At 36.2% G+C, this 12,515-nt stretch carries 7 protein-coding genes and 2 pseudogenes; 1 reads left to right on the forward strand and 8 read right to left on the reverse strand.

Annotation, left to right across the window (positions count from 1 at the left end):
• Nucleotides 1-23: 23 nt before the first annotated feature.
• Nucleotides 24-917, forward strand: a complete 894-nt coding sequence (locus EVI01_RS07955; protein WP_261766390.1) for an acyltransferase family protein — start codon at nucleotides 24-26, stop codon at nucleotides 915-917.
• 146 nt (nucleotides 918-1,063) lie between these two features.
• Here EVI01_RS07955 and EVI01_RS07960 read toward each other — a convergent pair whose 3' ends face one another.
• From EVI01_RS07960 to EVI01_RS07995, 8 genes and pseudogenes are all read right to left on the reverse strand, one after another.
• The gene (locus tag EVI01_RS07960; RefSeq protein ID WP_010750641.1) at nucleotides 1,064-3,703 is read right to left on the reverse strand and encodes a cation-translocating P-type ATPase; all 2,640 of its coding nucleotides are present in this window, start codon (nucleotides 3,701-3,703) and stop codon (nucleotides 1,064-1,066) included.
• A gap of 664 nt (nucleotides 3,704-4,367) precedes the next feature.
• On the reverse strand, nucleotides 4,368-4,655 hold the full coding sequence (locus EVI01_RS07965) for a type II toxin-antitoxin system RelE/ParE family toxin (RefSeq protein WP_010750642.1): 288 nt from the start codon (nucleotides 4,653-4,655) through the stop codon (nucleotides 4,368-4,370).
• Nucleotides 4,645-4,975, reverse strand: a pseudogene (locus EVI01_RS07970) (AbrB/MazE/SpoVT family DNA-binding domain-containing protein). The gene EVI01_RS07965 and the pseudogene EVI01_RS07970 overlap by 11 nt, the downstream one beginning before the upstream one ends.
• Nucleotides 4,976-5,113: 138 nt before the next feature.
• Nucleotides 5,114-5,233 (reverse strand): annotated as a pseudogene (locus EVI01_RS07975) (RNA-guided endonuclease TnpB family protein); the annotation flags it as partial.
• A gap of 125 nt (nucleotides 5,234-5,358) precedes the next feature.
• Complete coding sequence (gene queA, locus EVI01_RS07980) at nucleotides 5,359-6,390, reverse strand: tRNA preQ1(34) S-adenosylmethionine ribosyltransferase-isomerase QueA (RefSeq protein ID WP_010750645.1); 1,032 nt, start codon at nucleotides 6,388-6,390, stop codon at nucleotides 5,359-5,361.
• A gap of 304 nt (nucleotides 6,391-6,694) precedes the next feature.
• The gene (gene kimA / locus EVI01_RS07985; RefSeq protein ID WP_010750646.1) at nucleotides 6,695-8,518 is read right to left on the reverse strand and encodes a potassium transporter KimA; all 1,824 of its coding nucleotides are present in this window, start codon (nucleotides 8,516-8,518) and stop codon (nucleotides 6,695-6,697) included.
• A 409-nt stretch (nucleotides 8,519-8,927) separates the two neighbouring features.
• Nucleotides 8,928-11,633: a YhgE/Pip domain-containing protein gene (locus EVI01_RS07990; RefSeq protein WP_010750647.1), complete on the reverse strand. Its 2,706-nt coding sequence runs from the start codon at nucleotides 11,631-11,633 to the stop codon at nucleotides 8,928-8,930.
• 245 nt (nucleotides 11,634-11,878) lie between these two features.
• A partial coding sequence (locus tag EVI01_RS07995; protein WP_146811599.1) for a zinc-binding dehydrogenase occupies nucleotides 11,879-12,515 on the reverse strand: 637 nt, incomplete at its 5' end.

Consider the following 12,515-nt stretch of genomic DNA (forward strand, 5'->3'; position numbering starts at 1 on the left):
TTTAAATAAGGATGATCTATTTCATGAAAATACCAAGAGATCAAAAAATTGATCATTTACGCGCCCTAGCTATTGTTTGTATTATCCTTGCCCATACAGGTGTCCAAGGAATTATTTTCAATGTGCGGTGCTTTGATGTGCCATTGATGGCTTTTTGTTTAGGAATTTCCTATTTTTACAGCAGTAAAAACATCCCATACCTTGCTTATTGCAAAAAAAGATTTCGTCGCTTGTTAGTGCCCACCTATCTTTTTTTAATTGTCTTATTTGTTACATTTTTCTCACTGGATACACTAACAAATAGCCCTGTTCATTTTCAGCCAGATTATATTTTACGTGCTTTTTTTTTGGATACTGGCTATGGTTATGCATGGATCATGCGTACCTTTTTCTTTGTTTCTTTAGTTATGCCTTTTTTATACAAATTGAGCCAAAAAGTAACGACATTTTCGGGTATACTTGGTCTATTTTCTCTCTTATTAGCTGTTCAAGTATTTTTTATTTACTTAGCAAAAATACTTCCAGAAACTTATCAATTTATTTTCGTTCAGCTCGTTCCGTTAGCTTTTGGTTATTGTCCAATTGCTTTTATTGGATTGCTTGTCTCAAAAATGACCGTAAAACAGTTGATCCAATTAACAATAGCTACTTTCTGCTATTTCATCACTAGTTTTTATGTATTGGGATTACATGGTTTAACCTTTTATAAATATCCACCACAGTTACCTTTTATTTTATATGGTTGTTTTTGTGTCTTATGTTTATGGCTTCTTTTAATTAAATACAAAGGGAGTTTTTTAACCCCTATTACAAATTATCTTTCTCTTCATTCACAAGAACTTTATTTTATCCATATTTTCTATGTTTATATTTATGAGTTCTATTTATCAAAAGCAGGCAATTTATTAAATAATTGATTTATCAATTTTCTTTATCTATTGACCATGTCGTTAGCTAGCTTGTTTTTATTAAATAAAGGTAAACAATGGATGAGAACTAAAAATTTGAATTTTTCAATGAAAAACAGGCTGGGATAAAATTTCCCAACCTGTTTTTTGATTGATTATTCTTCTTCCTCAACTTCTGGTAACTGATGGAACTTAATCAACTCACTCACCGCAATCGGTATGATCGATAACAAACCGACTAACAGCCAATGATTTAAGCTAATATGCACTAGTCCAAATAATTCTTGTGTAAATGGTAATAGAGCAACTGCTGTAGTGATCACCATCGCCAGAATAGCCATCTCTAGTAAAGACTTGTTTGTGGCTAAGTTGACTTTAAAAATGGATTGGCTACTGCGTACATTGAACACATGTAAAATCGATGAGTACGCTAAAACTAAAAACGCCACTGTTTGTCCAACTTCTTGACTTGCCTCTACCCATGGGCTGATGGAGTTAACAAAACTTCCTAAATAATAACCAAATAGCGTCACAATAGTAAATACTGTCGCATTGATTGCGATTTTTTGAAGCAATCCTCTGGCAAATATTCCTTCGTTTTTAGGAATCGGTGCCTCATCCATAATGCCTTTTTCTGCTGGTTCACGTCCTAAAGCAAAACCTGGCAAGCCATCTGCCACAACATTGACAAATAATAACTGTACCGCTGTAAACGGTGCACCCCAGCCAACTAACATGGCAATTAAGACAATGAAAATTTCCGAGATATTACAACTCAATAAGAAATTGATGGCTTTGCGAATATTTTGATAGACTGAACGTCCTTGACTGACAGCATCGACGATCGTAGCAAAATTATCATCAGTCAAAATCATATCAGAAGCACTTTGCGCAACATCTGTTCCAGTAATTCCCATCGCACAACCGACATCACTGGCTTTTAACGCCGGCGCATCGTTAACCCCATCACCTGTCATAGCAACTACTGCTCCTGTTCGTTGCCATGATTTAACGATGCGAATTTTGTCTTCTGGCGTCACACGAGCGTAGACGGAAAGGTCTTTGACACGTTCATCTAATTCATCGTCGGATAACGCTTGTAACTCTGAGCCAGAAAGAGCTTCTGTCGGATTAGTTAAAATTCCTAGCTCTTTGGCAATGGCACTAGCAGTCACTACATGATCTCCTGTAATCATAACTGTTTTAATTCCCGCTTTTTTCGCTCGTTTGATTGCGCCTTTACTTTCTGGTCGTGGCGGATCAATCATCCCGATCAACCCAATCAATCGTAAGTCTTTTTCTAGCGCTTCTGAAGTAATCTCTTGAGGTTCTTCCTCATAAGTAGCGTAACCTACTGCGATCACTCGCAAAGCTTTTTTCCCAAAGCGATCATTAACCGCCGTAGCTTGTTCAATGTCTCCAGAAGTAAAGCGTGGAGACAACACATCAAATGCGCCTTTTGTAATGGAAATATATTTTTCTCCCATTTGATGGATAGTAGTCATCATTTTTCGTTCCGAGTCAAAAGGAATCTCAGCTACTCTTGGATATTCCTTTTCCAATTCTTCTTTTGTGTGATAGTTTTCTTCAACCGCACGTACAATGGCTGCTTCTGTTGGATTCCCTTTGACGATCAATTCATCGCCTTCTTTTTCGACAGTCACATCCGTACAAAGAGCCGCCATTTTTAAAATTTCCATTGCGCTATTGGTCATCGAATCTTCGACATCTGTAACTTCATCTTCTTTACTCCAGACACGGCGAACCCGCATTTTATTTTGGGTCAAAGTCCCGGTTTTATCTGAGCAAATCACATTGGCGGTTCCTAGCGTTTCTACTGCCGGCAATTGGCGAATAATCGCATGTTTTTTTGCCATTTTTTGTACCCCGTAAGCCAGTGTCAATGTCACAATAACTGTCAAGGTTTCTGGTACTGCAGCTACCGCTAAAGAAATTGAAGTCATAAACATTTCTAATAAAGGTTCTCCTTGCAACTCACCAATAATAAAGACAAGTGCTGCTGCCGCTAAAGCAATCAGGCTGATTCTTTTACCTAGTTGATTCAATCGAATTTGCAAAGGCGTTTTCTGCATCGTGTGATCATTTAAAAGTCCAGCAATCTTACCCATTTCAGTTTTCATTCCGATCGATGTCACAATTGCTTTTCCACGACCAGCTGCGACTGTACATCCTTTAAAAACCATATTGATTTGGTCGCCCAGTGCATCCTCTTCTTGGCTGACATAATCGGCATCTTTTTCGACCGCTTCACTTTCCCCAGTTAGCGCTGATTCTTCTACTCTTAATTGTGAAGTTTCCACTAATCGGGCATCTGCAGTAATCGCTGACCCTGATTCTAAAACAAGGACATCTCCCACGACTAGATTTTCCGCATCTACTTTTTCGACTTTTCCATCTCGGATCACTGTCGCTGTTTGCTTGTTCATCTCTTGCAGTGATTCTAACGCTTTTTCTGCATTGCCTTCTTGCACGATTGCTAGTACGGAATTAATAAGCACAATAGCAATAATCAGTAAGCCTTCAAATAAATCGCCATGTTCAGTGGCAAACGCTGTATAAAAAGAAATCACTGCTGCTACTAGCAAAATGATTGTTGTAAAATCAGATAAACTTCGTAAAAACTTTTTTACAAGCGATTCTTTCGGCGCTTCATCGAATTTATTTTTTCCTTGCTCTTGGCTTCTTTTTTCAGCTTCTTGGGTGGTTAACCCTGTTTCAATTGTTGTTTTTGTTTCTTTTTCCACTTCTTTCCCAGTTTTTTTAAAATCGTCCATCCTATTCCTCCTCTAATTTTACACACAAAAAAGGTACTAATTCTACTATACCATTCTTAAATTCACTTCTTCAACCTTCTGGCTTTTTTATTTAAAACAAAGGTTATAGTTTGTGAGCTTCTTTTTTGCAAACGTTAACAAAACGTGCTAATATATAGGTGTAAGGAAGGAGGATACCATCAAATAAACAAAAGAATTTCTCGATAGATTAGCATAAGCAAACAAAGTTGTTAAACGTACAAGTTTCACCAAATGATTTACATGTGAAGTATAAACTTTATAAATAGTGAATGCGTATGAAGTTTCAGATGATCCATTGTCTGAACCTAGAAGTAACATGATACGTAAAAAATGAACATGAATATCTGAAAATTGAATAGAATCAAGAGATGTTTCAACTGTTGAAGATGTAACGAAAACAAGATTTTTTGTTTATCAAGAAGAAATTCAACATCGTACTTTGCATGAGTCATGGAAAGTTACACTTATTTTGTTTATTTGATTCCTTCCGACTACAGGAGCTGGGCTTATCGAGAGCCCAGCTTTTTTATCTCTTAATTTCATCATGTACCAATTACTTGAACTATTGCCATTTATACTCAACCCTGCTATCTATTTCTTGTAAAAAAAAGAAGCCGTCCTTCTTAAGAACGCCCTCAAATCACTAGATTATTTTTTTCAACTGTTCATAAAAATTTTCATGCGTTCCACATAACAATACTGGAATAACTTTATTTTCTTGAATCTCGTAAGCCACTCTATACGTGGTCCCTGCACACTTAAATCCGTGAGACCAAATACCTGATAAATCTCCAGTTCTTTGTTCCCACTTATATGGATCAATCGCAATTTCATCATAAATTAGATTCAAAAATTTTTCTTTTAGCGACTTCTTCTTTAGCTTTTTAAAATACTTAATGACATGTTTTGAAGAAACGATTTCATAAACCAATTTCTGCTGCCAACTCCTCTTTAGTCATTGCTTTAGAATTAGTAAGTGTATCTTTAACAATATTTCTAAAGGAGACATGCATTTTGCTTTTTCTATTCTTAAATTCCACAAGAATCTCGTCTTTATCATAGCCTTCTGCAATTATATCAGACAAAATATCTTCACTAAAATCATAGAATTCTTTTTTGTGGTTCAAAAAATTCATAAAGAATACCATTCTCTACCAACTTTGCTTCAACTTCAACTCCATTTGGAATATTAAAATCTTTAGGTACTATCAACATAATAGAATTACCTTGTTTTCGTGTTTTCGTAATTATATAAATGCCCCATTTCTAACAATTTGTAATTACTTAGTAAATACATCTCACCACGAAACAATGTATTTATAAGTAATTACAAAAAAATTCCTGAGAAGCTCTATTAAAAAGGCATAATTTCAAATTAAATTTTCTATATGATACTGTAGCAAATTTGATCATCCTTTTTAATTGCCTATGAAGTTTAATTCTGCTTAAGGATTTCAATTTAGGTAGTTTGATGAATTTATTATCAATCAAAGCAACTGTGCCACTTTGTATAGGCTAAACTATTTGCTTTAGTAGCCATTTATATGCCTTCTCAATGTCTTCTTACCATGATTTTTCGACTTCTTCTATTTCTTTTTCTTCTATTACATTCGTTGCGTTTTCCTTTCGTTCGTTTATTTCACAAACATTGCATCACCAAAACTAAAGAAACGATAACGTTCTTCAATCGCATGCTGATAAGCTGATAACGTCAATTCTCTTCCAGCAAAGGCGCTGACTAACATGACTAAAGTCGATTTCGGTAAGTGGAAATTTGTTGAAAAAGCCTCTACCACTTTGAACTCATAGCCAGGAGTAATAAAAATATCTGTCCAGCCACTATCGGCTTTAATTTCACCATTGAATTTCGTGCCAATTGTTTCTAGCGTTCGAATAGAGGTTGTTCCTACTGCAACAATCTTACCGCCATTTTGGCGAATTTGATTCAGTCGTGTCGCTGCCTCTTCTGTTAAACGATAAAATTCGCTGTGCATCTGATGTTCTTCAATCTTGTCAACGCTAACAGGTCGAAAAGTCCCTAACCCTACATGAAGAGTTAAATAGACCAATTCAACGCCTTTTGCTTCAATTTCTGCTAATAATTCCTTTGTAAAGTGTAATCCGGCGGTTGGTGCTGCAGCTGAGCCATTTTCTTTGGCATAGACGGTTTGATAACGGTCGGGATCTTCTAAACGTTCCTTAATATAAGGGGGTAATGGCATTTCTCCTAATGATTCTAGTATTTCAAGAAAAATTCCTTCATACTCAAATGCAATGATTCTTCCACCATGATCTAGTTCTTCTTTCACCACTGCTTGCAATCGTCCGTCACCAAAAGAAATACGCGTTCCTACTTTTGCTCTTTTGGCTGGTTTAATCAATGTTTCCCAAGTGTCTCCTTCTGTATTCGTTAAAAGTAATACTTCCAAGTGGGCACCAGTTTCTGTTTTTTCTCCATACAATCGTGCGGGTAACACACGTGTATTATTCATAACCAACGCATCGCCAGGATTTAATTCTTCCAAAATATCGTGGAAGTGTTTGTCTTTCATTTCACCTGTCGTACGATCAACCACAAGTAAACGTGATTGGTCACGATCTTTTAATGGTGTCTGTGCAATTAGTTCTTCTGGTAGATTAAAATCAAAATCTTCTGTTGTTAACATATCGTCACTCACTTTCTGTCTTCTGCCTTGTCATTCTAACATTTTTATTGTTTGCTTGGCAAAACCTGCATTCGAAAAAGTACTTATTAGACTTGAATCTGTTCATATAAGACATACGTCCTACTAACTATCAATTCCCTCGTTAATGAATAACTAGAAAATGCCTGCTAGTTTCTAGTTGCTGACCTTTTACGTTTACTTGCTCATCTTTACTCACTCACTTTTTATCTATTTAGTCAAACAAAAAAGAAAACGAGACGAAAACTTTGTTCTCATCTCGTTACTTGTCGTACGATTCATCCTACTATTTTTTCAAATGATAACTATACGTACTTACTACAATATTTTCTCGCCAAGATAAACGAAGTCTCAATCGTAAACTCGTTTGGTTATGCAAGATATTTTGCCATCTACGGTTTGGCACAAATTGCGGAATTAATACAGTCGTTGTGTAGTTTTGTTCTGCTGCTTTTTTGCTTACTAAATCGACATAACGTATAATCGGATTTTCAATGGAACGGTAAGAGGAATGAACGACAGAAAAACGAACATCAGGAAAATGTTTTTTGAAGTCTGCTTCAATTTCCTTCTCCTTTGCAATATCTTCATCTAACGACACGTGCATAGCGATCACGTAATCCCCGATTGAACGAGCGTAATTGATGGCTCCAATGTTTACTCGAGTAACATTTCCGACCAATACAAGCACAGTATTTCCATCGTAATCATGTAATTGCGCATCTGTTTCCAAACGAAGTTGTTCTGCTACTTTTTTGTAGTGATCATGGATACGGTAGAAAATGTACATCACGATTGGCATAATAATAAAGAATGGCCAAATATCTCCTAAACGATAGACAAACAAAATCGCAATAATCGCATATGAGATAAATGCTCCCGTGATATTTGCGATTGATTTGCCTAACCATTTCTCTCCTTCTTTTTTCCATTTGATAACCATTCCTGTTTGGGATAAAGCAAAAGGAATAAATACACCAATGGAATATAAAGGTATCAAGCGTTCCGTCGATCCATGGAAAATAAACAATAAAATAATAGAGCCAAAAGCCAATGTCATGATCCCATTGGAGTAGCCTAAACGATCCCCACGGTCTAGGTACATATGAGGCATGAATTTGTCTTTTGCTAGATTATAAGCAAGTACTGGAAAGGCAGAAAAACCAGTATTAGCAGCAACTGCTAAGATTAATGCAGTCGCAAATTGGAGCACATAGTACAAGACACCATGACCAAATACTGCTTTTCCGATTTGAGATAAAACGGTAACTTCTTTTTCAGGAACAATTCCATACCAATAGTTGATAAAAGTAATTCCTACAAAGAAGAAACCAAGGATCAATGCCATCATTGTTAGCGTTGCAGCAGCATTTTTTGCTCGTGGTTTTTTAAAGAATGGCACAGCATTACTGATCGCTTCAACACCAGTTAAAGAAGAAGAACCCGAAGAGAAAGCTCGTAAGATCAAAGCGATTGAAACTCCTGGAATGGCAGCTCCCGGTAAAGCAGTTGCGTGTAAAGGTACAGCCCCAGTGAGAATATTAAATAAGCCGACAGCAATTAACAGCGTGATCACCGCAATAAACGTATAGACTGGGAAAAGTAAAAAGGATGCTGATTCTCTTAACCCCCGTAAATTGAGCATCATCAACAACAAGACAATAGCTACCGAAATCGCTACTTGATGTCCGTACAGCGCCGGTATGGCAGAAGTGATCGCTTCTGCACCAGCTGAAACAGAAACAGCAACCGTCAACATATAGTCAATCAGTAACGAACCACCAGCAATCAACCCAGCATTTTTGCCCAAGTTTTCACTACTGACGACATACGCACCTCCACCGTGAGGATATGCGTGGATAATTTGACGATAAGAAAGTGTTAATGAAATCAATAAAATAATAACAAAAGCGGCAATTGGTAATGAATACCAGATGGCTGCAGTTGACAAAGCAACTAAAACAACAACAATCTGTTCTGTACCATAAGCAATGGACGATAGCGCATCCGAAGAAAGTAACGCTAACGCAGCAAAACGAGTTAATTTATGCTCGTCATTTTCAGCAGATTTTAACGGCTTACCTACCAATAATCTTTTTAAGTAATCCAATTTTTTTACTCCTTTACACACATATTTGCTTTAAATTCATTCATGTTCAAAATTTATCTTAAACAAGATGTTATAGTACGCTCCCAAAATGTAAAAGTCAATAAACTTTCATAAAATTAATTGGAAAAAAGTCGAAAAAAAGATTATTTTTTTCAAACGTACGTTAAAATAATCCCTTCTCCAAAAAACTATCCTTATTCCTGGCTTTTGTTAAAAAATCTAACATCTCATTCCCATTAAAAACGACGTTCAAAAAATTTTTTGATGTTTAGTTAACGAAGCAAAAGAATCAAAAATCAAAAAAACGAACTATATTTCATCCTATCTATTGAAAATAAAAAGACCCCATTAGACAAAAAATACAGAACTATTTTTGTCTAACGAGGTTTTATGACTCTTCACCAAAATTTTAATGGAAAATATGACTCTTATGTGCCGCTTCTTTAAATTTGACCATTTTTTCTTGAACATAAGGGGCGACAAGCGTACCAATTACCCCAAAGCCTATGAATAAACCAATCATGATCCAGATCGCATGGGTTGCATTTGGCCAATAGATTCCACCAGCTGCTTCACGTAAAAGATTGACCGCATGTGTAAATGGCAAGAATGGATTGATCATTTGGAAAAATTTACCTGATACTTGAATTGGGTAGTTTCCTCCTCCTCCAGAAATAGAGAGGACGAGAATAATGATGGCTAAGCCTTTTCCGACATTGTCAAACAACGCCGCTAAGACATAGACGATCATCATAAAGGCAAGTGCGATCAATACAGCAAACGTTACACTATAGACAGGATTATGAACATCCACGCCTAATAAAAAGATATTTCCTAACGTCACAATCAGACTTTGTGAAACAGCCATCGTTAAGAAAGTAAGCATCCGAGCGACAAATTGCTCCCGTTTTGTAAAGTTATTTCTTTCTCTCTTACCTAAATAATAATCCGTTGTTGCCACACTTGAAAGAAGAACTGCCCCTACCCACAAACATAATGCTGTATAAAACGGCGTACTTGCTGAACCGTTATTTGCAATTGGATACATGACGTTTGTTTTCAAGTCTACAGGACGAGTAAAGAAGTCACTTTCTTTTGTTGCATCTAATTTTAACAATTTGATGACTTCACCTAAATCGACTTCTTTTTCTCCTTTGCGAATAGCTGCGGCGGCTTTTTGAATCCCCGATTTGATAGATGGCCAATCATTATTGATCAAGTCAGACGCTGCATTGACTGCAGATTCAACTTGAGGCATCTTTTCATTGACAGTCGTCATTGTACTTGTAATCTCATTTTTCAATCCAGGCCAATCATTTTGAATAAAGTCTGCTGCCAAACTCAACTTATTCGCTAAGACCGGCAAATCATTGTTATAAAGATCGGCTCCTTTATTGATGCCATTCACAATGGTTTCCATATTCCCGTTTAACATCGTGTTTGCATCATGGATTTCTTGACCGATAGCTGGCATTTCTTTTTGATATTTTTCTAAGATAGCCACAGCATTGGTCACTGTCGCTTTTGTTGAATTTAATAAAGAATCAAAATCGATTTGATCCGCTTTGCTTAATGCTCCTTGTGCTGTTTCAATCGTGCTAATCACTTGATTTAACAAAGCATTGACTGTTTCTCCTACTTGATTTACGTCAATTCCTGAAATCAGTTGATTCACATTTGTTGCAGCTGTTTTGACTTGTCTTAATAGATTTCTTACGCTGTCAACATTTCCATCTTGAATGGCTTGTTTCAACGCTGGTAATCGATTTTGTAGATCACTCAATACAGATTTTATACTATTAAGTGTATCAATGATCGGTTGTAATTTCGTATTGCCTGCTTGTTCTTGCAATTGTGTCAAAAAATCAACGAGTTTGTCCAATGCTTGTTGTTGCGCTGGTAAACTATTAAGAATACTGTCTAGCACGCCAATAAGATGTTGTTTTTCTTCATCCGTCAGCTGATTATCTGTAATGGCTTGATCGACACTTTCAGCAAATGAACTGATGGTAGTTGCAGCTTGGCTAATAGATTGCAAAGTGGTTTGAACACTTGTTGTAATGCCAGGTAAGGCCTCTTTTAATTGTTCTGCACCAGTTTTGGTTTGTGAAGCTAAGTTCTTCGCTTGTGATTCTAGATTTTTTACATCTGGCAAGATATCTTGCGCTTGTTGAATGATTGTTAAACCTTGTTTGGCTTCAGCAATCCCTTGATCCATTGTTTCTTGGATGGATGAAAAATCGCCATCAATTTCAGCAATCTGTCTACCCGCATTTTGAATTTCAGGTATTTTTTGTTGCAAATCCAAAATGATTTTCGCTTGTTCTTGTAATTGGGGCATTTTTCCATTTAATTCTACCACTTTTTGCCCCATTTCATCTACTTTAGGTAGATAGTCGACAAATTCATTGGCTTTATTCAATTTTTCTTTGATATCAGGCAATTGTTTTTGTAAATCAAGCACTTGTTGCGTATAGCCATCAATCGTATCAAGATTTTCATCCGTTGAAAGAATCATTGATTTTACTTTATTGATGCTTACTAGGTTACTATCAATGTCATAGCCAATTTCATTAAAAACCTTCAATAAGGTCGAACTAGCCGTTTTGATAAACTCATCAGTAATTTGGGTCTGAATCGCTGAAGCACCCTTATCGGTGATCTTAGGTGCAATAGCATTGATCTTCTCATTGACCGTATATTCAATTTTCGGTTTTTTGATGTCGCCACTTGTAAAACTTAATAAATCTTCTGAGAAGTCTTTTGGCAGATAAATACCTGCATAATATTTTCCAGAACGTACTCCTTGTTCTAATGTCTTTTTAGAATCAACGAATTGCCATCCGAGTTCTTTATTTTCATGAAGTGATTTGATTACTTCTTTTCCAATTGCGACTTCTTTTCCTTGAAATTCTGCTGGCTTATCTGCACTATACACAGCAATAGGTAGTTCCCCAGTATTTCCATAAGGATCCCATAACGCTTTTATATTAAACCACGCATATAATGAAGGGATAATCATAATCGCAATGATCAAAAGTGTCGCAATCGGATTTTTAAAAATTCTTTTCCAGTCTAGTAGGTATAACTTTAATGTATTTTTAATCGACCGCATAAATATCCCCTTCTTCTTTTTTTCAGCTGCATTACTTTACCATGTAAATCATGTAATTTTCAATTCTCTTTTTTCAAAAAAACTGTGAATTTAGACACATTGCTAAAATTGTCTGAATGTTTACGCTGAAAAATAAAGAATTTTTAAATTATCCACGTTCTACTTTAACATTTATTATAGAAGAAAGAAATTTTCATGCAAACAACATAAAAATAAAAAGAGAAAAAATGCATGGACACTATCTTTTACCCATAGGTTAACACGATTTTCCCGGCAGAAGGATGCCCTTCGATTTGTTGATGTGCCCAAATCAAGTTCTCAAGGGTTGCAGGCAATTCTTGTGCAACGAAAATTTGATAGTGGCCTTTTTGATAAGCATCTAATAGATAAGTCAAGGCTTCTTGATCCGAATATTCTTTTCTAGGAACAAAATTTTCATAAAAACCAAGCTTCTTTTGTCGCAGTTCAAGTGATGGTAATTCATTTAAAGCAACGTAGTGACCTTCTTCTTTCATGATTTGAATGCCTGTTTCTCCTTTAATACTGCCTTTTGTTGCGTCAATAACAATATCCGCCTGATTTTTAAATTTTTCACCTGGATCTTCTTGATCATAGGCAGAAAAATCCGTGACACCCAATTTTCGTACCATTTCTTCATTTTTTTTAGAAGCACTTGCCAATACCCGAATGCCTTTTTGATGCAGTAATTGAATGAGACTTGTACCGACCCCACCAGAAGCACCTTCAACCATCACCGTATCTGTCGGCTGAATGGTTAATAAATGATGTATCACATTATACGCAGTAATGCCAGTCATGACCATTGAAGCCGCTTCTGTCCAACTCATTCCATCAGGTATCTTGGCTACTTTACTGACTGTT

Origin of the sequence: Enterococcus villorum (genome assembly GCF_007990225.1) — a bacterium.
GTDB classification, from domain to species: Bacteria; Bacillota; Bacilli; order Lactobacillales; family Enterococcaceae; genus Enterococcus_B; species Enterococcus_B villorum.